The 24,407-nt window shown below is 58.4% G+C and carries 30 protein-coding genes; 23 read left to right on the forward strand and 7 right to left on the reverse strand.

Going from position 1 to position 24,407, the window contains the following annotated elements:
* Positions 1-119 precede the first annotated feature (119 nt).
* The 10 genes from DU506_RS17705 (at position 120) to DU506_RS17750 (ending at position 7,096) form a co-directional block, all read left to right on the forward strand.
* Positions 120-452, forward strand: coding sequence for a hypothetical protein (locus DU506_RS17705; RefSeq protein ID WP_235825763.1), 333 nt, complete (start codon positions 120-122; stop codon positions 450-452).
* 90 nt (positions 453-542) lie between these two features.
* The gene (gene atpD, locus DU506_RS17710) at positions 543-1,946 is read left to right on the forward strand and encodes a F0F1 ATP synthase subunit beta (protein ID WP_328587997.1); all 1,404 of its coding nucleotides are present in this window, start codon (positions 543-545) and stop codon (positions 1,944-1,946) included.
* Positions 1,943-2,356, forward strand: a complete 414-nt coding sequence (locus tag DU506_RS17715) for an ATPase (RefSeq protein ID WP_114488207.1) — start codon at positions 1,943-1,945, stop codon at positions 2,354-2,356. Before atpD ends, DU506_RS17715 begins: the two co-directional genes overlap by 4 nt.
* Positions 2,353-2,658, forward strand: a complete 306-nt coding sequence (locus DU506_RS17720) for an AtpZ/AtpI family protein (protein WP_114488208.1) — start codon at positions 2,353-2,355, stop codon at positions 2,656-2,658. The genes DU506_RS17715 and DU506_RS17720 overlap by 4 nt, the downstream gene beginning before the upstream one ends.
* Positions 2,648-2,950, forward strand: coding sequence for an ATP synthase subunit I (locus DU506_RS17725; RefSeq protein WP_114488209.1), 303 nt, complete (start codon positions 2,648-2,650; stop codon positions 2,948-2,950). Before DU506_RS17720 ends, DU506_RS17725 begins: the two co-directional genes overlap by 11 nt.
* Positions 2,941-3,636, forward strand: a complete 696-nt coding sequence (locus DU506_RS17730) for a F0F1 ATP synthase subunit A (protein WP_114488210.1) — start codon at positions 2,941-2,943, stop codon at positions 3,634-3,636. Before DU506_RS17725 ends, DU506_RS17730 begins: the two co-directional genes overlap by 10 nt.
* A complete protein-coding gene (locus tag DU506_RS17735; RefSeq protein ID WP_114488211.1) occupies positions 3,633-3,920 on the forward strand; it encodes a F0F1 ATP synthase subunit C in 288 nt (95 codons plus the stop codon). Before DU506_RS17730 ends, DU506_RS17735 begins: the two co-directional genes overlap by 4 nt.
* A 3-nt stretch (positions 3,921-3,923) precedes the next feature.
* Positions 3,924-4,694, forward strand: a complete 771-nt coding sequence (locus tag DU506_RS17740; RefSeq protein WP_114488212.1) for a F0F1 ATP synthase subunit delta — start codon at positions 3,924-3,926, stop codon at positions 4,692-4,694.
* On the forward strand, positions 4,684-6,216 hold the full coding sequence (locus DU506_RS17745) for a F0F1 ATP synthase subunit alpha (protein WP_114488213.1): 1,533 nt from the start codon (positions 4,684-4,686) through the stop codon (positions 6,214-6,216). Before DU506_RS17740 ends, DU506_RS17745 begins: the two co-directional genes overlap by 11 nt.
* On the forward strand, positions 6,203-7,096 hold the full coding sequence (locus tag DU506_RS17750) for a F0F1 ATP synthase subunit gamma (protein WP_220254444.1): 894 nt from the start codon (positions 6,203-6,205) through the stop codon (positions 7,094-7,096). Before DU506_RS17745 ends, DU506_RS17750 begins: the two co-directional genes overlap by 14 nt.
* Before the next feature lie 13 nt (positions 7,097-7,109).
* On the opposite strand, the gene DU506_RS17755 is transcribed toward DU506_RS17750, so the two are convergent.
* Positions 7,110-7,385 (reverse strand): antibiotic biosynthesis monooxygenase family protein, encoded by a 276-nt coding sequence (locus tag DU506_RS17755; protein WP_114488214.1) that lies wholly within the window; start codon positions 7,383-7,385, stop codon positions 7,110-7,112.
* 209 nt (positions 7,386-7,594) lie between these two features.
* On the opposite strand from DU506_RS17755, the gene DU506_RS17760 reads away from it, so the two are divergent.
* The 5 genes from DU506_RS17760 to DU506_RS21475 are packed head-to-tail and all read left to right on the forward strand — an operon-like array spanning position 7,595 to position 13,045.
* Entirely contained in the window at positions 7,595-10,054 is a 2,460-nt protein-coding gene (locus tag DU506_RS17760) for a tetratricopeptide repeat protein (RefSeq protein WP_147273771.1), read from the forward strand.
* Positions 10,051-10,344 (forward strand): J domain-containing protein, encoded by a 294-nt coding sequence (locus DU506_RS17765; protein WP_114488216.1) that lies wholly within the window; start codon positions 10,051-10,053, stop codon positions 10,342-10,344. The genes DU506_RS17760 and DU506_RS17765 overlap by 4 nt, the downstream gene beginning before the upstream one ends.
* Positions 10,345-10,379: 35 nt before the next feature.
* Positions 10,380-11,051 carry a nucleotide exchange factor GrpE gene (gene grpE, locus DU506_RS17770; protein WP_114488217.1) on the forward strand — a complete coding sequence of 224 codons (672 nt, stop codon included), beginning with the start codon at positions 10,380-10,382 and terminating at the stop codon, positions 11,049-11,051.
* A gap of 12 nt (positions 11,052-11,063) precedes the next feature.
* The gene (locus DU506_RS17775) at positions 11,064-12,794 is read left to right on the forward strand and encodes an Hsp70 family protein (protein WP_114488218.1); all 1,731 of its coding nucleotides are present in this window, start codon (positions 11,064-11,066) and stop codon (positions 12,792-12,794) included.
* Positions 12,795-12,808: 14 nt separating this feature from the next.
* Positions 12,809-13,045, forward strand: a complete 237-nt coding sequence (locus DU506_RS21475; RefSeq protein ID WP_147273772.1) for a hypothetical protein — start codon at positions 12,809-12,811, stop codon at positions 13,043-13,045.
* Here the strand turns inward: DU506_RS21475 and DU506_RS17780 are convergent.
* Positions 13,014-13,352, reverse strand: coding sequence for a GIY-YIG nuclease family protein (locus tag DU506_RS17780; protein WP_114488219.1), 339 nt, complete (start codon positions 13,350-13,352; stop codon positions 13,014-13,016). The two genes, DU506_RS21475 and DU506_RS17780, sit on opposite strands and share 32 nt — an antisense overlap.
* A 78-nt stretch (positions 13,353-13,430) precedes the next feature.
* Between DU506_RS17780 and DU506_RS17785 the strand changes: the two genes are divergently transcribed.
* The gene (locus DU506_RS17785; protein WP_114488220.1) at positions 13,431-15,398 is read left to right on the forward strand and encodes a RecQ family ATP-dependent DNA helicase; all 1,968 of its coding nucleotides are present in this window, start codon (positions 13,431-13,433) and stop codon (positions 15,396-15,398) included.
* Here DU506_RS17785 and DU506_RS17790 read toward each other — a convergent pair.
* Positions 15,392-16,753, reverse strand: a complete 1,362-nt coding sequence (locus DU506_RS17790; RefSeq protein WP_114488221.1) for an erythromycin esterase family protein — start codon at positions 16,751-16,753, stop codon at positions 15,392-15,394. The two genes, DU506_RS17785 and DU506_RS17790, sit on opposite strands and share 7 nt — an antisense overlap.
* Positions 16,750-17,418, reverse strand: coding sequence for a phosphoribosyltransferase (locus DU506_RS17795; protein ID WP_114488222.1), 669 nt, complete (start codon positions 17,416-17,418; stop codon positions 16,750-16,752). The genes DU506_RS17790 and DU506_RS17795 overlap by 4 nt, the downstream gene beginning before the upstream one ends.
* A 343-nt stretch (positions 17,419-17,761) precedes the next feature.
* On the opposite strand from DU506_RS17795, the gene DU506_RS17800 reads away from it, so the two are divergent.
* Positions 17,762-18,400: a dienelactone hydrolase family protein gene (locus DU506_RS17800; protein WP_114488223.1), complete on the forward strand. Its 639-nt coding sequence runs from the start codon at positions 17,762-17,764 to the stop codon at positions 18,398-18,400.
* Between the two features lie 4 nt (positions 18,401-18,404).
* Here the strand turns inward: DU506_RS17800 and DU506_RS17805 are convergent, their stop codons facing one another.
* Positions 18,405-18,890, reverse strand: coding sequence for a hypothetical protein (locus DU506_RS17805; RefSeq protein ID WP_114488224.1), 486 nt, complete (start codon positions 18,888-18,890; stop codon positions 18,405-18,407).
* Positions 18,891-19,273: 383 nt separating this feature from the next.
* On the opposite strand from DU506_RS17805, the gene DU506_RS17810 reads away from it, so the two are divergent.
* From DU506_RS17810 to DU506_RS17835, 6 genes are all read left to right on the forward strand, one after another.
* Positions 19,274-19,540 carry a hypothetical protein gene (locus DU506_RS17810; protein WP_114488225.1) on the forward strand — a complete coding sequence of 89 codons (267 nt, stop codon included), beginning with the start codon at positions 19,274-19,276 and terminating at the stop codon, positions 19,538-19,540.
* Positions 19,541-19,588: 48 nt separating this feature from the next.
* Positions 19,589-20,158 (forward strand): DUF1415 domain-containing protein, encoded by a 570-nt coding sequence (locus DU506_RS17815; RefSeq protein WP_114488226.1) that lies wholly within the window; start codon positions 19,589-19,591, stop codon positions 20,156-20,158.
* Between the two features lie 12 nt (positions 20,159-20,170).
* Complete coding sequence (locus tag DU506_RS17820) at positions 20,171-20,545, forward strand: hypothetical protein (RefSeq protein ID WP_114488227.1); 375 nt, start codon at positions 20,171-20,173, stop codon at positions 20,543-20,545.
* A 21-nt stretch (positions 20,546-20,566) separates the two neighbouring features.
* On the forward strand, positions 20,567-20,761 hold the full coding sequence (locus DU506_RS17825; RefSeq protein WP_114488228.1) for a hypothetical protein: 195 nt from the start codon (positions 20,567-20,569) through the stop codon (positions 20,759-20,761).
* Positions 20,762-20,897: 136 nt separating this feature from the next.
* Positions 20,898-21,461 carry a YqhA family protein gene (locus DU506_RS17830; protein ID WP_114488229.1) on the forward strand — a complete coding sequence of 188 codons (564 nt, stop codon included), beginning with the start codon at positions 20,898-20,900 and terminating at the stop codon, positions 21,459-21,461.
* Between the two features lie 77 nt (positions 21,462-21,538).
* Positions 21,539-21,853: a hypothetical protein gene (locus tag DU506_RS17835; protein WP_114488230.1), complete on the forward strand. Its 315-nt coding sequence runs from the start codon at positions 21,539-21,541 to the stop codon at positions 21,851-21,853.
* 101 nt (positions 21,854-21,954) lie between these two features.
* On the opposite strand, the gene DU506_RS17840 is transcribed toward DU506_RS17835, so the two are convergent.
* Positions 21,955-23,541: an ABC-F family ATPase gene (locus DU506_RS17840; protein ID WP_114488231.1), complete on the reverse strand. Its 1,587-nt coding sequence runs from the start codon at positions 23,539-23,541 to the stop codon at positions 21,955-21,957.
* A 104-nt stretch (positions 23,542-23,645) separates the two neighbouring features.
* Positions 23,646-24,194, reverse strand: a complete 549-nt coding sequence (locus tag DU506_RS17845) for a DUF4142 domain-containing protein (protein ID WP_181870805.1) — start codon at positions 24,192-24,194, stop codon at positions 23,646-23,648.
* Positions 24,195-24,407 lie beyond the last annotated feature (213 nt).

Consider the following 24,407-nt stretch of genomic DNA (forward strand, 5'->3'; position numbering starts at 1 on the left):
TAAAAAACAATATTGCATCGTTACCCCGTCAAGAAGACGTCAGATAGCCACAAAGCTCGGATTACGTAGTCGTAAAGCGCTAAATAATGACGCTACCGCGGGCGTGATGAATAAAGCGGGTGAAAGGCTGGCGGGTACCCACCCAGGTCATCAAGGCCATGGGGCGCGGCAGCTACCAGCGCACGCGGCTCGACAAGTTCGGCTTTCCGCGTGGCTACCTGATGCGCCAAAAGCAAGTGCAGGGCTTTCAGACCGGCGATAGGGTCAGGGCGATTGTCCCGGCCGGCAAGAAGACCGGCAGCCACACGGGGCGCGTGGCGATTCGCAAGACCGGCAGTTTCAATATTCAGACCGAACAGGGCGCGGTCCAGGGGATTTCCTGGCGCCACTGCACCCTGCTGCAACGCGGTGATGGCTACGGCTACCACCCACTACCCTCCATTCAACACTAAAGGAGGCGCGGACAGGGAACCCCGAGTCGTGCGGCGCACGACGCGCTATCCCTCCCGGCGCTAAAGCAACCGGGTTTCCCGCGCAAAACGATGATGACGCAGCATGAAGCCCACGTTCGGGCCGAGCCTGACAATGACACCGGTACCATCGTTGCCATCCGTGGGGGTGTCGTGGACGTCAGGTTTGCCAAGCCGGTACCCGCTATCCGGGAGCTTCTGTATGTCGGGAAGACGGCCCTGGAGGTTGCCGGCTTGGAGGACAAGGGCATCGTGCGTTGTATGGCGCTGGGGCCGGTCAGGGGGCTCGGGCTGGGCATGCCGGTGCGGGCCACCGGCGCTCCGATCAGCGTGCCGGTCGGCGACGCTGTCCTGGGGCGCATGCTTAACGTGTTCGGTGCGCCTATCGACCGCAAGCCCGCACCGATGACCGCGGAACGCCGCGCCATCCACCAGGCGCCGCCGCGGCTGGAAGACCGTGTCGTTCGCAGCAGGATACTGGAGACCGGCATCAAGGCCATCGACCTGCTGTCTCCCATCGAACGAGGTGGCAAGACCGGTTTGTTCGGTGGCGCTGGCGTGGGCAAGACCGTGCTGATCACCGAGCTGATCAACAATACGGTGCAGCAATACAAGGGCGTGAGCCTGTTCTGCGGCATCGGCGAACGCTCCCGCGAGGCGGAGGAGCTCTACCGTGAAATGGGCGAGGCCGGCGTGCGCGACAACACCGTGATGCTGTTCGGCCAGATGAACGAGGCGCCCGGGGTGAGGTTTCTGGTCGGCAAGACCGCCCTGACCATGGCAGAGTATTTCCGCGACGAGCAACACCGGGATGTGCTGCTGCTGATCGACAATATCTTCCGCTTTGTGCAAGCCGGCTCGGAGGTCTCCGGGCTGCTGGGCCGCATGCCCTCGCGGGTGGGCTATCAGCCGACGTTGGCGACCGAACTGGCGGAACTGGAAGAACGCATCACCTCCACCCGACAGGCCGCCATCACCTCGGTTCAGGCCGTCTATGTACCGGCCGACGACTTCACCGACCCTGCGGCCGCCCATATCTTTTCCCACCTTTCAGGCTCGGTCGTGCTGTCACGCAAGCGTGCCAGTGAAGGTCTGTATCCGGCCATCGATCCACTGGCCTCATCCTCGGTCATGCTCACGCCCTCAGTGGTGGGGCAGCGTCATTACGACATTGCGCGAGCGGTGCGCCGTACCCTGGCCGAATACGAGGAACTGCGGGATATCATCGCCATGCTGGGCATCGAGGAGCTGTCGGCCGCTGACCGGGCAACCGTTGCCCGCGCCCGTCGGCTGGAGCGCTTTCTGACCCAGCCCTTTTTCACCACGGGCTCGTTCACCGGCACCGAGGGGCGGCGCGTGACCACCGCCGATACCCTGGAGGGTTGTGAAACGATACTGACCCAGACCCGTTTCGAGCGTAACGAAGGCGACTATTACATGATCGGCGCACTCTCAGATCTGGAGACAGTGGCATGACCCAGTCAACGGAGATGCAGGTGACCTTGCGACTGCCGACCAGGACCCTGCATCAAGGTCCGGCAAGCCGGCTGTTTGCCGAGGCGGAAAACGGCGCCTTCGGGATGCTGCCGAATCATGTCGATTTTGTCACCGCCCTGGTGCCCTCGGTGTTGATTCTGACCCTGGCAGACGGTGACGAGCAGGTCTTTGGCATCGACGAGGGGATCCTGGTGAAGAAGGGCCATCACGTGGATGTCGCCATCCGGCGGGGTGTCCAGGGAGAGGACCTGGCCTCACTGAAGGAAACCGTGCAGAGAAGCTTCATCGAGGTGGATGAAGATGAGCGCGTGGCCCGCTCCGCTCTGTCACGCTTAGAGGCGGGCATCGTGCGACGGTTTGCCGACCTGCAGCGACCCAAGACGCCATGACCCGGCGGCGGAAGTCGCCGGTGGATGACATCGGCCGTCGTGCCCGGCGCCTGAAAAGGACACGGGATAACCCCGGCGCGAGCCCGCTGCGGGGCCTGGGTGTCTTCGGCATGATCGGGTGGTCGGTCGCGGTACCGACCGTGGGCGGTGCCTTTCTCGGGCTGTGGCTCGATCGCAACATGCCACAGGATTTTCAGTGGACCATCGCCCTGATTCTCGGCGGCGTTGCCCTAGGCAGCTTCATTGCCTGGGCCTGGGTCAGCAAGGAAAGCAAGGAAAACGGGGGTGACCATGACGATTGACTGGCATGCCGTGATCACCGGCGTCGGCACCGGTGTCACCGTCAGTATCCTGTACTTCGCAGGCCTGGCGCTGAGTGTCCGCCTGGCGCTGCGCCTGACCCGGCCCATCTATGTCCTGCTGCCCAGTGCCGCGCTGCGGATCGGCCTGCTGCTGTCGGCAGGGTGGCTGGTGACTGATGGGGGAACCTTGGGCTGGGCGTTCGCCGGCTATGCGCTGGCCTTCTTTCTGGTGCGTTTTATCGCCACTCTGATGGCCCGGTTACCCCGGGTGAAGGAGGCCGGATGCAACTGACACCCGACGAAACGACGGTCTTCACCCTCTGGGGACTCGGCATCAATGAAACCGTCGTCAATACGTGGATCGTCATGGCCCTGCTGACCGGCGCCTCGATCCTCGTGACCCGGAAATTGCGGCCGGATGTGCCGCCGAATCGCTGGCGAACGACTCTGGAAGTGATCGTCACCGGGATCCAGCGGCAGATCGAGGAAATCTCGCCGCAGTCGTCGCGCCACGTCCTGTACTTTTCGGGAACGCTGTTTCTGTTCATCGCGTTATCGAACCTGTTGCTTGTCGTGCCGGGCTTCACGCCGCCCACGTCCTCGCTGTCGACCACGGCGGCTCTGGCCTTGGCGGTGCTGATCGCCGTCCCGCTTTTCGGCATTACCCGACAGGGCATCGCGGGCTACCTGAAAACCTACATCCAGCCATCGGTCATCATGCTGCCCTTCAACATCATCAGTGAGTTCTCCCGGGGCATTTCGCTGGCCATCCGCCTCTACGGCAACGTGATGAGCGGCGCGGTCATTGCCGGCATACTGCTGGGCATTGCGCCGTTCTTCTTTCCCGTGGTGATGGACGTGCTGGGCCTGCTGACCGGCCTGATCCAGGCCTACATCTTCGCCATCCTGGCGACCGTCTATATCTCGTCGGCAACGGCCATCGTCAAGAAACCGGAAAACAAGGAGGAAGATCGATGACAGATGCAGCCTTTATTGCGGCCATTTCCATCTTCACTGCAGGGCTGACGGTGTCGTTCGGCGCGATTGGCCCTGCGCTGGGAGAAGGGCGCGCCGCAGCGGCCGCCCTCAGCGCCATCGCCCAGCAACCGGATTCGGCCTCCACCCTGTCGAGAACCCTGTTCGTGAGCCTGGCCATGATCGAGTCGACCGCGATCTACTGTTTCGTGGTAGCGATGATCGTGTTGTTCGCCAACCCGTTTCTGGATCAGTTCATGCAAGTCACCCAACCGGCAGCAGGCTAGACCATGTCGATTGACTGGGTTACGGTCCTCGCCCAGATCGCCAATTTTCTGGTGCTGGTCTGGTTGCTCAAGCGCTTTCTTTACAAGCCGATCCTGAATGGCATCGATTCCCGCGAGGCCGAGATTGCCGCACAGATGAGCGAGGCGGCACGCGCCCAGCAGAAGGCGGCCGCCGCCGAGGCGGACTTCGTGGCACAGAAACAGCAGCTACTGGCCGGCCAGGCCGCCCTGGTGGAACAGGTTCGCCAGAAAGCGGAGCAACAACGGGACGCCCTGCTGACCGAGGCTCGTGAGAAGCTGGAGCAGGAACGGCAGGATACCTTGGCGCACCTGTCACGCGAACGGGAACGCTTTACGACGGAGCTGTACAAGGCGAGTGCCGAAACGCTTTACCAGCTGGCAGGCCGAGCCCTGCACGACCTGGCCGACGAGCGCCTGGAGGAACACATTGCCCTGCACGTGGTCAGCCAGCTGACGCCGCTCTCGGAAGAACTGGCCTCTGCGGCCGACAACGCCGAAGAAGCGGTGGCCACCACCCACGCCCCGTTACCGGAAGGCGCCCGACAAGAGGTGAAAGCCGCACTGCAGGCCCTGGTGCCCGGACTTCCCTTGCGCTTTGCCACGGATGACAGCCAGTCCCCCGGGCTGGTCCTGCGCATCGGCAGCACCCAGCTCGACTGGACAGTCGACAGCTACACCGACGAGCTGGTCGGTTTGCTGGAAGAGCGCCTGGCAAGTGGCGAGTCGGGCAGGATGCGCGATCATGGTGAATGAATCGCGACTGCCTGACGTGCAGGGGTTTATCGATGTCCTGCTGGACAGTCCCGCACCCTCGCCGGTGCTGGCCGAGGTGGGCACGGTTGCCGCGGTGGGGGATGGGATCGCCGTGGTAGCTGGGCTGGGGCGTGCCCTGGCGGACGAGCTGCTGGTGTTTGCCTCGGGGGTTCGTGGCGTGGTGCTGGACCTTGAACCGGATCGGCTAGGCGTCGTCTTGCTGGGCCCTTCGGAGCAGGTGAACGCCGGTGAGGATGTCTGGCGCACCCACAAGGTGATCAGCGTGCCGGTGGGGCCGGGCCTGGTCGGGCGCGTGGTCGATGCCACGGGCCAGCCTCGGGACGGCAAGGGCAAGGTGACCGCCGTGGCCGAGCGACCGGTGGAAGCCCGGGCACCGGATATTCTCAGCCGCGCGGCCGTCACCCGCCCCCTGGCGACAGGCCTCAAGGCGATCGATGCCGCGGTGCCGGTCGGCCTAGGGCAGCGAGAGCTGATCATCGGTGATCGCCAGACCGGCAAGACATCCATCGCCGTGGATACCATCCTCAATCAGGCCCGGTCGGATGTCCTCAGTATCTATTGCGCCATTGGCCAGCGCGGGGATGCGGTGGCCAGAGTCATCGAGACGCTAAGGACGAGTGGGCAGCTGGCGAAGACAATCGTGGTGGTCGCCGGTGATGAAGACGCGCCGGGCCTCGCCTACATCGCCCCCTATGCGGCGATGACGATGGCGGAGTACTTCGCTGACCAGGCCCGGGATGTGCTGGTCGTCTTCGATGACCTCACCCACCATGCCCGCTCATACCGTGAGCTCTCGCTATTGCTGCGGCGCCCGCCGGGGCGCGAGGCGTTTCCCGGCGATATCTTCTATGTGCATGCCAGACTGCTCGAGCGAGCCGGCCAGTTCGCTCCGGAAGCCGGGGGTGGTTCCATTACCGCCCTGCCTGTGGTCGAAACGCAGGCGGAAAACCTGTCGGCCTATATCCCGACCAACCTCATCTCGATCACCGATGGCCAGATCTACCTGTCACCGCGGCTGGTGCGCAAAAACCAGTTCCCGGCGGTGGACCTCGGGGTGTCAGTGTCGCGGGTGGGCGGCAAGGCTCAGCATCGCGCGTTTCGGGACGTCGCCGGCAACCTGCGCGTCACTTTGTCCCAGTTCGAGGAGCTGGAAGACTTCGCCCGCTTTGGCACCCGGCTGGATGATGCCACCCGGGCTCGCCTGAGCCGGGGCGCTGCGGTCCGGGCGGCATTGCGCCAGCCCGAGAGGGATCCGGTGCCGGCGGTAGAGCAGCTGCTGGTGTTGCTGGCGGCGATGGACGGCATGTTCGACGGGCTGTCGGAAACAGAGGTAGTGGCCGCCATGGAAAAGGTCAGGGCATCGGCGGGAGACGCCTTGACAGCGGTCGCAACGCGTATCGCTCAGAACCAGCCACTGGACGAAGATAACCGCGCCTCTCTGCTGGGGGTGGCGCGTGCCGCCCTGGGTGCGTCGGAGGATGGCCGTGATGCAGACACTTGAAGCCCTGACCCGCCGCGACGAAACGCTGACCAGTATTCGCGGGATCGTTCACACCATGAAAACCATCTCCGCCATCAACGCAGTGCCCTATGAGCGCGCCGCCCGCTCCATCGAGGCCTATCATCGGACGGTGCGCAGCGGACTCCGGGCCTTCGTCGCCCGAACCGGCCCCATCGCCTTGCCGCAAGGAGAACCCGCCGAGAGCATCGTGGTGGTATTCGGCTCCGACCATGGCCTGTGCGGAAACTACAACGAGGTACTTGCTGAGAAAGTCCAGGCCGAAACCATGCCGATGACCGCCGCAACTTCGGGTAGTCGGGTGCTGTGTGTCGGCGCCCAGATGAATGACGCCCTCGCGGGGCAGGGACTCAGCCCCGAGAGCATTTTCCTGCCCCCGGCCTCGGCGGATGGGATCGGGCGCCTGGCGGGCAGCATCGTGACCCGGCTGGACGACATCGCGGGCGGTGAACCCCACAACCGGAAGGTCACGCTGGCCTTTACCCAACGCGCCGATCACGGGCAGAATGAGCCGGTGCTGATGCCGCTGCTGCCCCTTGGGCAGGCATTCCTGGCGGGGCTGGCCGAGCGGCCCTGGAAATCCCGTTCCCTGCCCGACTACTCGATGCCGACCCCCGCGCTGTTTGCCGCGTTGTTGCGCAGCCATATCTTTGCCAGTGTCTTTCGTGCCTCGGCGGAGGCCATGGTCACCGAAAATGCCGCGCGGCTTGCCCTGATGCAGCAGGCTGAACAATCGGTGGACGACCGCCTGGACGAAGTCAAAGGGCAACTGAGATCGGTTCGTCAGGATGACATCACCACCGAGCTGCTGGACGTCATCATTGGCTTCGAGGCGTTGCGCAACAAGCCGCGCAGGACTTGACCCCAAGGGCGCGCTAAAGCACTACGTCAAAACCTTCGAATACCGGCGGGCTGAGATACACCCCACTGGCGGCCTTGGCATTGGCATGGGCCTTGTGGAAGGATTCCGACTTGGTCCAGTCGACGAAGGCTGCTTCCGATTCCCAGGTGCTGTGGGAGGCAAACAGGGTGTGATCGTCATGGGTCGGCCCCTGCAACAGCTGGAAGCTCTTGAAACCCGGCACTTCATCCAGGTGCGATTCCCGGTTGCGCCAGATCTCGTTCAAGTCAGACTTGAACCCTCCGGTGATTCATCCAGAGAATCGAATCGGTGACTACGGGGTTGTTTTGGTCAAGCGGCCGGGCCAGCTTGCCATCGTGCTGGAGCAGCGGCTACGTGAAACGCTGCCTGGCCATCCCACGCCAGCCCTAGCCCTCTATGCCTGGCGCTGGTTACACTATAATAAGACTCGAGATCACGGGCAGCCCCTATCTCCTGACCGCTAACAGAACTTGGTAAGTGACAACGACTATGGCGAAAAAGAAGCGCAAGGGGCATCAGCGCGGTAAATCACCGTCAATCCCCCACCACAAAGACAGTGAAACGTTGACACAACAAGCCCAGCAAGCGCTCCAAGATGGGCGTTTTCGTGAGGCAATTGCCCACTTCAAGGCGCTTTTGAAGCAGGAAGATACGGTGCAGGTGCGTCAGCGTCTGGCCCAGGCCTATGAAGGGCGTGCAATCGCCCTTGCCGACAAGGGTATGGATAAAGAAGCCTTGGTGATATGGCATAATCGGCATGCATTAGGGGCTGATGTGGCTCCTGTGCGCTTGCCTTACGCTGATGTGCTACTGCGCCTAGGGAAGGCCAAGGAGGTAGTGGCGTTATTGGATGATGGCGTTGACGTTCTTTCACATGCCGAGCGCGATAAGCTACGCGCTAAATTAGCTGCACACAGCTTGGCGGGTGATACGGGAATACGTGACACACTGCCTGATGATGACCCGTTACATGCGCATCTCACGGCAGCAGAAACAGCACTTGATGCTTACTGCAATGGCGATGACGATACGCTGACACAGGCCTTGGCTGCGATTCCGTTTCGTTCACCTTGCCGCGACCTGGCTCAGATTCTCAAGGCGCTTCAGCGCTTAGGCGAGGCGCCGGAAGAGGCGAAGAAGCGGCTGGCCAAGGTCGCTGACGACTCGGCGTTTTCCTTGTTGCGGCAAGCCGCCGAGCTGGCCTGTTTGCCAGAGAGTGCCATCTCCAACCATCTACAGGAAGTCGGTGAGACAACGCGTCGGTTTGTGCTCACACTGCGCGGCTGGGATCAGACACGACAGACGATGCAGCAGGCGTTACACAGACTAGGACCAGCTCCTTCACACCGGGCGCTACTGAAACTGATGTACCGCCATCAGCAGACGCTGGGAAAAACATGGGTGGACGAATATGCCTTGCGCCTGTTGGTAGAGAAATTTCCCGACAGTGTGGAATGGCTACGGCAGCATCGCCCGGTTAAGCCACCCGACTACGACCTGTTGCGCTTAGTGACATGGTATCTAGAAGGCAGCAAATCTGACCCTTGGGACATTCTCGACGGTCTAGAAAAATTGGCTGATGAACTCCAGTCATGGCTACCGATCACACCCGGTAGTGATCATGCGCTACGGATTGCACTGACACTTAAACGGACAGATGCGCTCTTCCACGTACTCGACGAAACGCCTTCTAAAGACCCTGAGTGCCTGGATAGCCTAGTCGCTGCGCAAATCGAAGAAAGTCTCAAGTACGATCCCGATGATCCTGAAGCTTACTTACGCCTTCACGGTTACTACTTACGCGGTAAGCAGCTCAAGCAGGCACGGCGCTTTCAGGAAGCGGCATTAAGTCGCTGGGCCGACGATGTGCGCGTATTGACCGCAGCGTTGGATACCGCAGTGGACAGTCAAGCATTCAAGAAAGCGGCCAAGCTAGCCCATCAGATTCTGGCCATTGACCCGATCAACCGCAGTGCTCGCGATCGGCTGGTCAAAGCACATTTGGCGCATGCGGCCAAGCAACTGCGTGCCAGTCGCCCCGACCTGGCGGATAACGAGCTGACTGAGGCCACACGGTGGGATACCCAGGAGCGCTTCGGCGAACGTCACGACATCATCGCCGCGCTGATCGAGGCACAGCGCAACCCCGCCATCGGCGCGGCACGCCTTGCTGAGGTGTACAAGCGCCAGGGCAGCGGGCTTGCCGCCCATTTCAACATGGCGATGGAGTTAGAAGCGGCGGGCATCCCTCCAGCGCAGATCGGTCAGCGGTTCGGCATCAAGAAACCGCACGTGCAAGGCACGGCCGACATTGAGGCATTTGTCGCGCGGCTGCAGGTGCAGTTAGCGGCCGGCAAGTTGCCCGACACCATCAAGCGACATTTCGAGATGCCAGTAAAAACAGCCGCGCATTTTCCGATGACCTTCGACGCCATGTTACAGCTCTGCGAACTGCTCAAGCGCTGCGACTGGCAGGCGCCCCGGCTGGCCGTGGCCCGCGAAGGCGTAAAGCAGTGGAAGGCGCCGATATTCGAGTTGCACGCCTTTGAGGCCAAATACCCAAAGAAACCTTGGCTGGCGAACGATAAAGAACTGCATCGCCTCAATGCCGCCGAGGAGCGTGCGACCGACGCCGGCGACATCCGAACGGCCACGCGCTTGAGCGAGATTTTGGCGCCCTTTCGCTTTCTGGGTGGTCCTACCATGGCCTTCCACGAAGATGAGGAAGAGATTGATAGCCCGTTCCGGCAAGCGTCGGAAGAAGACGCTGTACTCGCCGATCTGCGTGAGCGCGGCCTGGAAGCACTATGCGACGAGCTGGGTCTGGATGCCAAGGTGCGCAAGATACTGCGCGCAATGAATCGTGATTTTGGGCTTGAAGCAGTTGCTGGGTTCATGTGTGATGTGCAAATAATTACACGGGAGGACAAGTCGTGAGAAATCCTTATCTGGTATTGGGCGTTGACGCCAGGGCAGATGATGCCACCATTGAGCGCGCCTATCGCGAGGCCCTCAAACGACACTCACCGGAACGCGACCCGCAGGGCTTTCAGGCGGCTCAAGCCGCCTATGAAAAGACTGCCACACGACGTAAGCGTTTAGCCTTTGAATTATTTGATGCCCAGCCGCCGACACCAGAAGATCTGCTTGATCGCGCATCCCCCATCAAGACACCACAACGCCCGCCGCGAGCACTTTTCAACCCGCTGCTGCGCGGAGAATCCTAACGCCAGGGGTGCGCAATCAACGGACAGGAACATACATGGATACTGAGTCACAGGACCAGTTGCTGGAACGCTTTCGTGCCTACCTGGAAGAGCCTGGTGCGCCAGACACTAGCGAGCCGGCGCCGGACGCGCCCGATCTGTTTTCTCTGCTGGCCGAACTCGCCGCACTGAAAAGCGAGGTGAAGATCGAGTCGCGCCAGTTCAAGGCCGCGCTAGAACAATTCCGCGAGATATTCGATACGCTTAAGCAGGACAAGGCGCGGCTGGAACAGCAGCTGTCTCAGCAAAATGCACAACATCAGGCACAACAACGCGAACATGAACGCTCCCTGTTGTTGGAGCTGGTCGAACTGCACGATCGTCTACAGGGCGGACACACGCAAGCAAAGCGTTATGCCCCCGGCTGGCTGGCTCGGCAAGGCGGTGCAGCGACCTTCGTTGGCGGTATGGCACAGGGCATGGCGATGAGCCTTGAGCGCCTGGACAGTATTTTGGCGCGTCGAGACGTGCACCGGATAGACACACTGGGGCAGCCTTTTGATCCGCATACCATGCAGGCCGCCGATACCGCTTACGACGCGGGTCGGCCTGAAGGCGAAGTTCTTGACGAGTTGCGCCCTGGTTACTGGCATGGCACGCGGTTGCTGCGCCTGGCGGAGGTCATCGTGAATAAGCTGCAGGTCTCTGACACCCATACATCCCGTTAAGGAAACATCACTGTGAAAGCGCCTATTATCGGTATCGACCTGGGAACAACCAACTCCGAAGTGGCCGTGGTGCGCGACGGCAAAGTGCATATGATCGAGGTCGATGGACAAGCGTTGCTGCCCTCGGTTGTGGGTCTCGCCGATGACGGCACCTTGCTGGTGGGGCAAACCGCACGTAATCAGTATGCGTTGCGCCCAGAGCGTACCTTGCGCTCGATCAAGCGGCGCATGGGGGAAGACGTCAACATTGCACTGGGCGATCAGCATTACACACCTCAGGAAATATCCGCATTGATCCTGCGTCGCCTCAAGGCAGCGGCAGAAGCGTTTCTCGGCATTGACGTGACGCAAGCCGTCATTACGGTGCCGGCGTACTTCTCTGATGCGCAGCGTCAGGCCACGCGCGAAGCGGGGGCGCTGGCAGACCTGGACGTCAAGCGCATCATCAACGAACCCACTGCCGCTGTGCTCGCCTATGAAGCACATCATAGTGAGGCCAAAAATGTGCTAGTTTATGATCTCGGCGGCGGCACGTTTGACGTCTCGGTCGTGCGTCTGGCTGAGGATATCAACCAGGTGCTCGCAAGCCACGGCAACAACCGCCTTGGGGGTGATGATTTTGACACGCGCATCGTCAAGCATCTCGTTGAACATCTCAAAGCGGTCCATCAGGTCAATCCTAGCGACAACCCTGCTGCCATGGCACGCATCTCTCGGGCGGCCGAAGCCGCCAAGATTACCCTAAGCGACGCGCCGTATGCTCGTATCGACGAAGAATACTTGTTGGAGCACAACGGCCAGCCGAGACACCTTTCGTTAGAGCTATCACGCGACGACTATGAGGACATGATTGCTCCTCTGGTCAATGACACGCTTGAGGCGGTACATATCGCGCTGGAAGGGGCGAAGCTAACCGTTGCGGACCTGGATGAAGTGCTGTTGGTGGGCGGTGCCACGCGCACACCATTGGTACAACGGCATCTTGAGGAAGCGCTGGGTATGACGCCCCGCGCAGAACTCGACCCGGATCTGTGCGTGGCCAGCGGTGCCGCCCTTCAAGGTGCTCTTATCGCCGGTGACAACATGGCCCGCGTGCTGGTTGATGTCACGCCTTATACGTTCGGTACTAGCGCGATTGACGAACTCGACGGTGAACTTTACTCCTACGTTTATGTGCCGTTGATCCGCAAGAATACACCGATTCCCGTGACCAAAAGCGAGGCGTTCAGCACTGTGCATGACGGCCAGCAAGTTATCGATGTAAAGGTCTTTCAAGGGGAAGAGCGGGATGCCCTAAATAATACCCAGATCGGTGATTTTCGTATCGAAGGACTCAGCGATGCGCCGGCAGGCAACATTATCGTGACCACCTTCACGCTGGATATTAACGGCATTTTAGAAGTCAGCGCCCGCGAGAAAAGTACCGGTCTAGAAAAGCGCATCACGATCGAAAATGCCACGGCGCGCTTTGCCGATGAGGCGCTTGAGGATGCTCGAGAGCGGCTGTCAACGCTGATTGAAGGCGAGATTATCGACGGGCAGGCCGAGCAACGCCATGTAGTGCAGGCTAAGGCACTGATCGAGAAGGCGGAACGGCTGTTAGAAAACGCATCGCCAGAAGACAGTGAAGACTTGGTGGACTGTATGGAGGGGGTGCGTGATGCGCTAAATCGCGAGGACGACGCAGCACTCGTCGACGCAGTGGATGAACTGAGCGACCTGATCTTTTATCTCGAAAGCTGATCGCAGGAGCCGTGATGCAACATTGCCCTAATTGCCGCGCCCGCTACCGGGAAGGCAGTACTTGTCGCCGCTGTGGTATGGAATTAGAGTTGCTGCTCAAGAGTGAGCAGGCCTCGCAGTATTATCTGACGGCTGGCATCTGCGCCATGGCAACTAATGATCGGCACGTTGCCATGGCGCATCTAAAGCGTGCCTATCAACTCACCCATGACCCATTGGCTAGCGCACTGTTGGGCTTTTGCAAACAGTAGTAATCCCTCTTCTTAAGGTTTCGGGCTTCTCTTCCGATTCGACAGCGCCTGTCTCGGGTTGCCAAGGCCAATTGCTCGCCCAAAGGCGTTTATGGGCCGGTGTCTTTCGCTTGAGCTGGTATTCGGCGCGGCTGGCGCTGCTACGATCCGTAAAAGGCTGCACACCGAGAATCGCGGCCGGCGGGTTGGCACGGGTGTAACGCGCGCCCTTTCCAGCCTGATGAGCGGCATAACGCCTGAGTACATCATTGGTGATGCCGGCGTAGGTATTGCCGCCTCGGCACTCCAGCAGGTACAGATACCACATCGAAAAATGCCTTCTTATGCCGTTTAGGGTAAATCAAGCCTGCCCCTGAGCGAGCATGCCATATCTCAGGAAACTATCATGATCGAGCGCACTCTCCAGCAAGTTTTCGGCTACGACGATTTTCGCCTTGGCCAGCGCCCGGTGATCGAGGCGGTGGTGGCGGGTCGCTCGGCCGCGGCCATCTTTCCCACCGGGTCCGGCAAGTCGCTGTGCTACCAGTTACCCGCCCTGCACCTGCCTCACCTGACGCTGGTTATTTCGCCGCTGCTGGCGCTGATGCAGGATCAACTGGCGTTTCTCGAGCGCCACGGCATTCAGGCGGCAAGTATCGATTCCGCCCAGAGCCGCGAAGAGACCTCGGCAGTGATGAACGGTGTGGAGCGCGGCGATATCCGCATTCTGATGATCTCGGTGGAACGCCTCAAGAACGAGCGGTTTCGCGCCTTTATCCGCCGGATTCCAATTTCGCTGATGGTGGTCGATGAAGCGCACTGTATCTCGGAATGGGGGCACAACTTTCGCCCAGACTACCTGAAACTGCCCGACTACCAGCGTGAATTCGCCATCCCCCAGGCGCTCTTGCTGACGGCCACCGCCACGCCAAGGGTGATCGAGGATATGCGCAACCGCTTTGCCATCGCGGCCGATGACGTGACCGCTACAGGCTTCTACCGCCCTAACCTGAATCTGGAAGTGGCCCCGGCACCGGCCGATGCCCGGCCTCGCGCCCTGGTCGAATGGCTGCAACCCCGGCTGGCCGACGGGCCCGCTCCCACCATTGTTTATGTGACCCTGCAGCAGAGCGCCGAACGGCTGGCGGCTTACCTGAGCAAGGCGGGCATTCAGGCCACGGCCTATCACGCGGGGCTTAAAAGCGAGACCCGCCAAGCCATCCAGCAGGATTTCATGCAGGGTCGCTGCCATTGCATCGTGGCGACCATCGCCTTCGGCATGGGCATCGACAAGGCCGACATCCGCCATGTGGTGCATTTCGACCTGCCCAAGTCGATCGAGAACTACAGCCAGGAAATCGGCCGGGCCGGTCGCGACGGCAACCCTTCGACCTGCCTGATGCTGGCCGGTCGCGACACCCTGGGCGTGCTGGAAACCTTCGTTTACGGCGACACCCCGGAATATCATGCCATTCAACGCCTGATCGACGAACTTCAGGCCGCTGGGCCGCGCTGGGAGCTTCTTCTCACGCCCCTGTCGCAACATACCAATATCCGCCCACTGCCGCTCAAGACCCTGCTGGTACAGCTGGAACTGCGCGGCATCATCGAACCAAGCCACGCCTATTTCGCCGACTATCGTTTCAAGTTGCTGGGCGACGCCGATGCGCTGGTGGCGCGCTTCCAGGGCGAGCGCCGGGCGTTCGTTCAGGCGATTCTGGATGCCTCAAAGCGTGCCCGCACCTGGTACGAGCTGGACTTTTCCAGCCTGGAGGTGCTCGGCCGGGAGCGTGGCCTGGATACCGCCAGGCCACGCGTGCTTACCGCTCTGGATTACTTCGTGGAAAAGGGCTGGCTTGAGCTACAGAGCCGCCAGTTGACCGAGGTCTATGCGGTATTGAAAACGGACATCGACGCCGAGGCACTCTGCAAGGAACTCCACGGCTATTTTCATGAAAAGGAGGCTGCGGAAATCACCCGGTTGCATGCCATGTTGGCGCTGTTCGAAAGTGATAACTGCCTGAGCCGTCGCCTGGCCGAGTGGTTCGGTGACGACCGCGCCCCGACCCACTGCGGCCATTGCTCGGCCTGTGGTGGGCGGCCCGCGCACTTGCCTGCCGAGGCGCCTTCGGCGGCGCTGGAAGCTCAGCAACTTGCCGCGCTACTCAGTGAGTTTCGCGTTCAGCTGGAACAGCGCGGCGATGGTCATCCAGCCACCCCCGATCTGCTGGCCCGCTTCTTGTGCGGGATCACCACGCCGCTGTTCACCCGGATGAAGGCCAGGCAGTTACCAGGCTTCGCCGCCCTGGAAGGCCACTCCTACGCCGAGATTCGCCGACAGCTTGCCCAGGCTTCATCCAGCAGCATTCAGTAGCCGCTCGGATAGGTATCGGCGGGTTCGTTGTCTCCGGCACGCGGTACCACCGCTAACGCCTCGAGGGCATGAGTCCTGTCGATATGCAGGATGAAATCGTACTGCTGTGACAAGGTACTGTGGAAATAATGACTCTGACGCTCGGTTTCCGGGCGGTAGATCACCCCGATGGCACGGTGCAAGCGGGGTGTTTCGAGTACCGCCGTTGCCGCATTGCGCTGGCGCAGGTCGAGCAGAAAGCGCTGGTATTTCACTTGGTGGAACAGCCGTTCGTAGCTGCCTTCCAGCGGTTCGCGTACGCTTTTACGCTCCCCCGGCTCATCCCAATTAGTCGCAGCGGTGACCTCGCCGGTGGCGGTGGAAAAGCCCACCAGCAAGGCATTTCCGGCATATTTCTCGCGGGCCAGCTGGCCGATATTGAACTCCCCCCAACGGCCCATGTCGGTAACCGCGGCATTACCGATATGCGAATTATGCGCCCAGACCACCACACCGGCAGGCCGGTTCAATTTCTCACTGAGATGCGCCTGCAAGGCTTCCAGCGTCTCGAACATATGCCCGTCACGCAGATTCCAGGAGCTGACTCGGCCCTGGAACATAGAGCGGTAATACTCTTCGGCATGGAGCACCACCTTGGCATTCTGTTCGACACAAAAGCGGTGCTCTTCTTCGATTTGATGCTCGCCTTTCAGACGCGGCAGGATCTGATGCTGCAACTCAATCAGCTGGTCGATGATTGCCTGTTCGCACGACAGAGTCAGCCCCAGTTCGATCGACCTGCCGTAGCGATGCGGTTGATCGAGAAACTGATCCAGACAGGCATAGCGTTCACGGGCACGCTTCGCGGCAGGCGGATCATGCTTGTCGAGGTAGTCGAGCACCGCATGCACCGAATTGCCCATGCTGTATAAATCGAGTCCATAAAAGCCAACCGGGCGTTCGCCCTGGCCGGAGGTGGTGCTGCGTGCTTCATTGAACGAGGCCAGCCAGCGCGCGAAATCGCGCACCTCGGTATTGGCCCACATCCATACCGGAAAACGCTTGAAGGTGTCGAGCGCTTGTTCAGCGCTAGTGGCCGAGGAAAGGTTCCATACATAACGATTGACGGCATAGGCATCCGGCCAGTCGGCCTCCACCGCGACCGCCGCGAAGCCTTCTTCCTCGATCAGGCGACGGGTTATTTCCGCGCGAATTCGATAGAACTCCTGGGTGCCATGCGAGGCCTCGCCGATCATGACGAACCGCTTGCCCCGTGCCGCCTCGACAATCGCATCATAATCTTCAGCCGTGCCCTTGAGTTCCAAGGCATTTTCCTCGATGGCCTGCACGGCACGCTTGTCATCATCACCTTTCATAGCTGGCCCTCCTGGGTACCTTGCCCCTCTTGCCTGTGCTGACGCAGAAGCTCGATCACCTCACTATCCGCGACTTGGGAAAAGTTGACGTACCAACGCCCCACCCCGCCAAAATCGGCAAGCTGATGCGGACATACCACTCGGTCCACCTGGCGTTCGAGCCTGCGACAAGTGTCCAGGGCGGCAACGGGAACGGCGACCACGATTTCACCGGCGGCACCATGGCGTGCAGCAGCGATCGCGGCCTCCATGCTGGCGCCGGTGGCCAGGCCATCATCCACCAGAATGACCGTCATGCCCGTCAGGTCGAGTGCCGGCGCCTCACCGCGATACACCCTGTCACGACGCTCAAGCTCAGCTTTCTCTCGATCCGCCACCTTCTCGACCTGTTCGGGGGTCAACCTGAGGGCTTCAATGACTTCCTGATGAAGTACGCGATGATCGCCGGGTGCAATGGCTCCCATGGCAAATTCTTCATGGCCGGGCACCCCGAGTTTACGCACCAGCATCAGATCCATCGGCAAGTTCAATTCACGACTTATCTCGGCCGCGACCGGCACGCCGCCGCGAGGCAAGGCCAGCAGGATGGTGTTGTCGTGTCCGGCATAATCCGCTAGCGCCGCAGCCAGCTCGGCACCGGCATGAATACGATCGGTAAAAATCATTTTGGCTCCTCCTTGCCGGATCTATAAATAACTGATGTATAAGTTATTTATTCCATAATAAAGCTGAACGATTAACAATGCTCAAAGGTAAGGATGTGGCATTAAATAAACAAGTACTCACAGGTATAGCCGATCACATCGATTGTTCAAACTGAACGAGTGGTGGTCACCGCCCTTTCTCTCGACTAACGTTCTTTTTTACTGTTCTTGAACCAGCTATAAGAACAAGCAAGGCTGACGCCTTGCCCTGCCTTAACTGTCGATTCATTCAAAGAATCGAATCGCAGAATGCGGCAGGATTTTGTTCAAAACGTCATGCCCAACGTCTGCCAGGGAGGCAACCATGCAACGCAATGAGGCACAAACGGTAAAACTGGTACTCGATGACCAGCCCCATGAAGGTATTCTTGCCTTACCCTCACCCTGCGCCGGCCTGGTGATATTCGCCCACGGCAGCGGCAGCAGTCGCTTGAGTGGCCGAAATAACTACGTGGCCCAGGTATTGCAGGATGCCGGCTTCGCCACGCTGCTGTTCGATCTGCTCACCGAAGAGGAAGATCGCATATTCGAAAACCGTTTCGATATCGACCTTCTGGCGCGACGGTTGATACAGGCATCGCAATGGGCCGCCCGGGAAACCTTGCTGTCGAATCTTCCCCAAGGTTATTTCGGTGCCAGCACCGGAGCAGGCGCCGCCTTGAAGGCAGCGGCTCAGCAAGGCGACATGATTCGTGCTGTGGTTTCTCGTGGTGGTCGCCCGGACTTGGCTGGGGAGGCATTACCCGGCGTCGAGGCACCCACCCTTTTGATCGTGGGCGGCCATGACCCTGTGGTCATTGACCTTAACAAGGAGGCACGTTCGCGCATGAAAGCTAACTGCGACATCGAGATTGTTCCGGGCGCCACTCACCTTTTCGAGGAGGCCGGCACCCTGGAAAAAGCTGCCCAACTGGCCACCCAATGGTTTGAGCGCTGGATGTAAGCTTTTATCGGAGGGTGTCTTGCAGGTCTTCCAGGATTCGGCAGGCATCGCGCTTCTGTTGAACGAACTGCACAAGTAGGGCGCGCAACTCTGGGGTGCTGCAGGTATTCAGCATAAGCTCATGGAATTGCCAGGAGTTGTAAGCTGCCGCCAAGACCTGAACCAGCGTCAGCCAAGCAACATTATCATCGACCACGAAGTAATGCTGCCGACGAAGTTCCGCCAAGCGATCCCCTCTCACCTCATTACCGGCCATGAAATCTTCCGTCAGATGGATCTTTTCGGCAGTACTTCTCAAGCTAGCCACTCGGTTTTCGCATTCGACACCTAAGGCCACCATCAGTCGGCTAACGCATGGCTTGATGGGTAGAAAACTTAGCGCGAACCCGCGATAGCGGTGCATTTCCTCAATTTCGTGAGCCCCGATCAAAGCAAGTTGCTCTCCGGGCAAGCACGTGAGAAAAGCTATATTGGCTGTGGCCTTTGACATGGTGACAACACCTCCTGATGTGTTGGAGAAGAAGCCTTCCTTCAAGCGCTTCTCCAAATCAGCGTAGGTGAGTACTGCTCTTTCCCCCTATGATATGGATCAAGTTTTAAAAATTTTTAAAGGTAGGTCTAGAAAATCCATCGTTTTGCGCGGGAAACCCGGTTGCTTTAGCGCCGGGAGGGATAGCGCGTCGTGCGCCGCACGACTCGGGGTTCCCTGTCCGCGTCTCCTTTCCCTATGCCTTAGCTAATCCATAGCAATGAGCCCCTAACCCCTTGGCTACCCATTGGGGCCATGGGGTTTCATGCTAGACTCCAACCATGCTTGGCATGTTCTGCCACCAGGCTACCACCCTTCTGGACAGTACTATTTTGAGAACCCCGATGAACACCAAAAAAAAGCTGGAAAACAGCGACTTGAGCCAAGCGATCGTGCAAGGTGCTAAAAGCGTAAAAGTGACTATTTATCGTAGTGACGAAGATTCTGAATGGAGTCTGGAAATTGTTGATGAATACGGTAATTCAGAGGCATGGGATAATACCTTCACCACGGACCGCGCTGCCCTTGAAGAAGCTAGAACGGCTATTCATGAAGAAGGCATTGAAGCCTTTATCGGTGAACCTTCCTCTTTGAAAAAAGACCCTCAATAACGTAGTCCGACCCACACCGTATCATCGTCACAGGTTAGAGATTCAGTTATGCAACTATCCGACAGCACCGTCACTCAACAAACCATGAACTGGGTGAAACGATTTATTGTAGAGCTTAATGTTTGTCCTTTTGCAAAGCGTGAAGTGGAAAAAGAGTCCGTGAGACTCTGCGTTGTTCGTTCCAAGAAAATTGAAGTAGCGCTTGAAGAGTTGATGATGGAAATTCAATGGCTGGATTCTCACAAGGAAACTGAAACGACGCTATTGATATTTCCCACCTTGTTCAGAGACTTTCATCATTACCTGGATTTCGTTGACCTGGCGGAAGCCATGTTGGCTGAGCAAGAATATGAAGGCATTTATCAATTGGCCACCTTTCATCCGGATTACTGTTTTGCCGAAACAGAGCCAACGGATGTCTCCAACTATACCAATCGCTCCCCTTACCCGATGCTGCACCTTCTCAGAGAGGCGAGCCTGGATAAGGCCATCGATGCTTATGGAGACACCTCCGCGATACCCGATAAAAACATCCAAAAAATGCAGGCGATGGGCAAGGCCAGCGTGGAAAATCTGTTGCAAAGCTGTTTAAAATGCCCTGAAACACCGTCAAGCTGAGCTCACGTCCTTATGCATTACAATGAAACCTCTGTCACCGTGCGCGACTTGATGTACACGATCATCCCGCGGCTCAACTCCGCTCAGCGGCTGGTGAACAACACCCTGGATTCACTGATCGAGGTGAGCAAACAGCCGGAGGACCTGGCCAGGCGACTGGACCAACAGCGGCGTTTTCAAATGGAAACCCACGCTATCCACATGAACCTGGAGCATCTGCTCAAGCGCTACCAGGAAGAAATCAATGCCGTAACCCGCTCGGAAGGCCGGCTACCTGGGGCGCAAATATCGCCAGATGAAATGGAAGCCGATGCTATCAGTCGCGCCCAGGAAATTTACGCTCGGGTGCACGCTTTCCAGACAGGAAGCCGCAAAATGCCTTTTTAATATTATTTTCATCAGGTGCCTATGACCTCCGACGATACCCAGTACATTCTCGATGAGCTCGCAAAGGTAATCGAAGAAACTCGCAGCACCCTGACCCGTTTCGAGGAAACCAGCATGGATAGCCAGATGCCGCAGGATTATGCCCAGCTTCATGAGATTTACACCCAGGCGGTTAAGGATCAGTGGCACTACACCGAACAACTGCTGAACGGCTGAACGGCTGAAGCATTTGCTGGGGATCGCCCGACGAATCAACCCACCGGTGAAAAACCTACGAGTGAATCCTCGGCTAATATTTCACAGAAACATTCACAAAAATATTCACCGAAACAATTGAACCAAAGGAACTACGATGGCATCTGAGCATGAAACAGCCGAGCCTAAAAAGCGCTTAAACCGCCAAGACCAATGGGAGAAAAATTTTGAACGTCTGCTTTGGAGTTCACGTTTTCTGGTCATGTTGGCGGTTATCCCAAGTCTTCTAGGCGCACTCGTACTTTTCATTATAGGCACCTTTGATATTATCAATGTGGTCGCCAATACAGTTCTATATTACACTGGTGCTAACGTCGAGGATATTCACGACACAGTAGTGACAGACATTATCGTTGCCGTTGATATTTATTTGATAGCTATTGTATTGTTGATTTTCGGCCTGGGTGTTTACCGGCTATTTGTCTCCCAAATAGAACAATCTGAGCAGCATGCTAAAAACCATCCCTTTAATGTACAGTCATTTGATCAACTAAAAGACAAAATCGTTCGCGTCGTGATACTGGCAGTAATCATTGAATTCTTCCGCGCCGTGGTGGACATTCAATTCACGACACCACTTGACGCTATTTACTTGGCAGTCTCTGCGCTCGCCCTGGCAGCCGCCCTTTACCTGATGAGTCTGGCGCATCAATCTGACTAAAAAAATGACGACATACTCTCTCGACTACACATTAATTCCATATTTAATTAATTAGAAAATCGCTAACTGGAGATCTCATGGATACAAAATTAAATGAATTCGAAAACAACATGAAGCGTGAAATCGATTCCTTCATGAACCCGGATCAACGCCGTCAGTCGACCCCGCCTCGCTCTTCCGCGCCTTCGCGAGAGCGGCAGTCGGGCCAGGGTTACAAGACCGGGCACCTAGTGAAGCTCGCCGTGCGCACCAAACGGCTTGCGCTAGACACGGTGTTCGAATATCAATCCTCAAGCATTTCCAGGCTGGAAGCGCAGATGGAGGCCGAGAAAGCCGCCAAGAAAGCCGGTTATCCCATCATCGGCCATCTGGTGGATATTCAACGCTTATAAAAACCGAGGGACAGCCCTCGGTTTGTTTGCTCGGCTCTTTTACCCATGTCTCTTAGCTGCGTGGCTGCTATCTATCTATTCTCTACAAGCCACTATCTACATCAGACCACGCCCTGGCTGCGCAGATAGTCATCGTAGCTACCGCTGAAATCGACGATGCCGTCGTTGCTCATGTCGAGCACCCGGGTGGCAAGCGATGAAACGAACTCACGGTCGTGACTGACGAAAAACAGCGTGCCGGGATAGTTTTCCAGTGCCAGGTTAAGCGCCTCGATGGATTCCATATCGAGGTGATTGGTCGGCTCGTCCATCAGCAAAACGTTGGGCTGAGTAAGCGTCAACTTACCGAACAGCATACGGCCCTGCTCACCCCCTGAAATGACCTTTACCGACTTGTCGATATCGTCGCTGGAAAACAGCATCCGTCCTAGCGCACCGCGCACTACCTGCTCGCCACCCTGGGTCCACTGGGCCATCCATTCGAACAAGGTGGCATCGAAGGCGAAGTCATCGCCATGCTCCTGGGCGAAAACACCCAGGTCGGCGCTATCGGTCCACTTCACCGCCCCCGCATCCGGATGAAGCTCTCCGGCCAAGGTCTTGAGCAGCGTGGTCTTGCCGATGCCGTTAGGGCCGATGATGGCGATGCGCTCGCCCGCCTCCACGGTCATGGAAAGCCGCTCGAACAAGGGAGTGTCGTTGTAACCCTTGGTGATGGCCTCGACATTAACCGCATTGCGATGAATCTTCTTGGCCTGGTCGAAACGGATAAAAGGACTCACCCGGCTTGAGGGCTTGATGTCCTCGAGCTTGATCTTGTCGATCTGGCGCGCGCGCGAGGTGGCCTGCTTGGCTTTGGAGGCGTTGGCCGAGAAGCGGCTGACGAACTGTTGCAGTTCGGCGATCTGGGCTTTTTTCTTGTTGTTATCCGAATGTTGACGTTCACGCACGGCGGTGGCCGCGGTCATGTAGTCGTCGTAGTTGCCGGGGAACAGGGTGATCTCGCCGTAATCCAGGTCCGCCATGTGAGTGCAGACGCTGTTGAGAAAGTGGCGATCGTGGGAAATGATGATCATGGTGCTGCTGCGCGCCTTGAGCATGTCTTCCAGCCAACGGATGGTGTTGATATCCAGGTGGTTGGTCGGCTCGTCGAGCAGCAATACATCCGGGTCGGAGAACAGCGCCTGGGCCAGCAGTACCCGCAGCTTCCAGCCCGGCGACACCTCGCTCATGGGGCCGAAATGCTGTTCGATGGGAATCCCCAGGCCGAGCAACAATTCACCGGCACGCGACTCGGCGGTATAGCCGTCGAGTTCGGCAAAGCGAACCTCCAGGTCGGCGACTGCCATGCCGTCGTCCTCGCTCATTTCCGGCAGCGAATAGATACGTTCACGTTCCGCCGCCACCTGCCAAAGCTCGGTGTTGCCCATGATCACGGTGTCGATGACCCGCATTGACTCGAACGCGAACTGATCCTGGCGCAGCTTGCCCAGCCGTGCACTGGAATCAACCATCACCTGCCCGGAAGTCGGCTCCAGGTCATCGCCAAGAATCTTCATGAAGGTCGATTTACCGCAGCCGTTGGCCCCGATCAGACCATAGCGATTGCCGTTGCCGAACTTGACGGAGACGTTTTCAAACAGGGGCTTGGCCCCGAACTGCATGGTGATATTGGCGGTTGCGATCACGTAATGGTCCAGTCGTAGTGCAAAAGTTCGCCATTTTACGCGCTATCAGCCCCGCATTCACCCCACAACCTAAGGTTTAACCGGCCTGTCTCAAAAGCATGCGTTCACGTTTCAGCCTCACGGTTCCCACGCTGTTGATTTTGCTGAATCAAGGCCAAGTGCTGGCGCAGAGTTTCATGGGTTGCCTTAACATAACGGGCGTACTCGGATACTTCCCCTTCACCAGGAAGGTTGCGTTCTAGAAGTTCGAGTGCGTCAAGGTGCAGCCTTTCCTGATAGCGCAGATAGGCGGCATCGAACTCAGCCCCTTCCTGCTGTTTAAGCTCCTCGAAGGCTTGTGTATCGCGCATACGGGTTCCCGAAACGACGCTTGCGTCTTCCTCTTCAACATCCATCAACCTTTCGTAGAGACGCTTGTGGTCTGTCTGCAGAGTGTCGGTCAACTCGAGGATGGCGTCCTGTTCAGCCCGGTCTTCGGCGAGTGCGGTCAGCTCGACCTGATGCTGATGCAACTCACGCAGCGCGGCCTTCACCTCTGCCTGGAGCTGCTCCTGTCTGGTTAGTGACTGCTGTTCTTTGGTAGGCTGCGCCAATACCGCCCCGAACGTCAGCGAAGCGAATACTATCAACCCTGCCAGTAGAAACTGTTTCATCATTGCTCTCCTGAAATTCACCCATTTAAACGCTTATTTTTACGGTAGACCAAAACATCGCGTTTTGGCGGCTAATCACCCGATGAGCAGGGAGTCAACTACCTCGCCCTAAAGAGGGTGTCGCGAAAGGGATAAAGCCGTAAAATGATGTCTCTTTTGCCTGAGAGCTTACCGTGACGACCGCATGTATGCCCACGCCTGATGACAGGCAGT

The sequence above is a fragment of the Vreelandella rituensis genome, from assembly GCF_003336665.1.
Lineage (GTDB): Bacteria > Pseudomonadota > Gammaproteobacteria > Pseudomonadales > Halomonadaceae > Vreelandella > Vreelandella rituensis.

What these genes read in the sequence shown, in the direction of transcription:
- atpD (WP_328587997.1), top strand. Translation starts at nt 543, where the DNA reads ATGATGACGCAGCATGAAGCCCACGTTCGGGCCGAGCCTGACAATGAC.
- DU506_RS17715 (WP_114488207.1), top strand. Translation starts at nt 1,943, where the DNA reads ATGACCCAGTCAACGGAGATGCAGGTGACCTTGCGACTGCCGACCAGG.
- DU506_RS17720 (WP_114488208.1), top strand. Translation starts at nt 2,353, where the DNA reads ATGACCCGGCGGCGGAAGTCGCCGGTGGATGACATCGGCCGTCGTGCC.
- DU506_RS17725 (WP_114488209.1), top strand. Translation starts at nt 2,648, where the DNA reads ATGACGATTGACTGGCATGCCGTGATCACCGGCGTCGGCACCGGTGTC.
- DU506_RS17730 (WP_114488210.1), top strand. Translation starts at nt 2,941, where the DNA reads ATGCAACTGACACCCGACGAAACGACGGTCTTCACCCTCTGGGGACTC.
- DU506_RS17735 (WP_114488211.1), top strand. Translation starts at nt 3,633, where the DNA reads ATGACAGATGCAGCCTTTATTGCGGCCATTTCCATCTTCACTGCAGGG.
- DU506_RS17740 (WP_114488212.1), top strand. Translation starts at nt 3,924, where the DNA reads ATGTCGATTGACTGGGTTACGGTCCTCGCCCAGATCGCCAATTTTCTG.
- DU506_RS17745 (WP_114488213.1), top strand. Translation starts at nt 4,684, where the DNA reads ATGGTGAATGAATCGCGACTGCCTGACGTGCAGGGGTTTATCGATGTC.
- DU506_RS17750 (WP_220254444.1), top strand. Translation starts at nt 6,203, where the DNA reads ATGCAGACACTTGAAGCCCTGACCCGCCGCGACGAAACGCTGACCAGT.
- grpE (WP_114488217.1), top strand. Translation starts at nt 10,380, where the DNA reads ATGGATACTGAGTCACAGGACCAGTTGCTGGAACGCTTTCGTGCCTAC.
- DU506_RS21475 (WP_147273772.1), top strand. Translation starts at nt 12,809, where the DNA reads ATGCAACATTGCCCTAATTGCCGCGCCCGCTACCGGGAAGGCAGTACT.
- DU506_RS17780 (WP_114488219.1), bottom strand. Translation starts at nt 13,352, where the DNA reads ATGTGGTATCTGTACCTGCTGGAGTGCCGAGGCGGCAATACCTACGCC.
- DU506_RS17785 (WP_114488220.1), top strand. Translation starts at nt 13,431, where the DNA reads ATGATCGAGCGCACTCTCCAGCAAGTTTTCGGCTACGACGATTTTCGC.
- DU506_RS17790 (WP_114488221.1), bottom strand. Translation starts at nt 16,753, where the DNA reads ATGAAAGGTGATGATGACAAGCGTGCCGTGCAGGCCATCGAGGAAAAT.
- DU506_RS17795 (WP_114488222.1), bottom strand. Translation starts at nt 17,418, where the DNA reads ATGATTTTTACCGATCGTATTCATGCCGGTGCCGAGCTGGCTGCGGCG.
- DU506_RS17800 (WP_114488223.1), top strand. Translation starts at nt 17,762, where the DNA reads ATGCAACGCAATGAGGCACAAACGGTAAAACTGGTACTCGATGACCAG.
- DU506_RS17805 (WP_114488224.1), bottom strand. Translation starts at nt 18,890, where the DNA reads ATGTCAAAGGCCACAGCCAATATAGCTTTTCTCACGTGCTTGCCCGGA.
- DU506_RS17810 (WP_114488225.1), top strand. Translation starts at nt 19,274, where the DNA reads ATGAACACCAAAAAAAAGCTGGAAAACAGCGACTTGAGCCAAGCGATC.
- DU506_RS17815 (WP_114488226.1), top strand. Translation starts at nt 19,589, where the DNA reads ATGCAACTATCCGACAGCACCGTCACTCAACAAACCATGAACTGGGTG.
- DU506_RS17820 (WP_114488227.1), top strand. Translation starts at nt 20,171, where the DNA reads ATGCATTACAATGAAACCTCTGTCACCGTGCGCGACTTGATGTACACG.
- DU506_RS17825 (WP_114488228.1), top strand. Translation starts at nt 20,567, where the DNA reads ATGACCTCCGACGATACCCAGTACATTCTCGATGAGCTCGCAAAGGTA.
- DU506_RS17830 (WP_114488229.1), top strand. Translation starts at nt 20,898, where the DNA reads ATGGCATCTGAGCATGAAACAGCCGAGCCTAAAAAGCGCTTAAACCGC.
- DU506_RS17835 (WP_114488230.1), top strand. Translation starts at nt 21,539, where the DNA reads ATGGATACAAAATTAAATGAATTCGAAAACAACATGAAGCGTGAAATC.
- DU506_RS17845 (WP_181870805.1), bottom strand. Translation starts at nt 24,194, where the DNA reads ATGAAACAGTTTCTACTGGCAGGGTTGATAGTATTCGCTTCGCTGACG.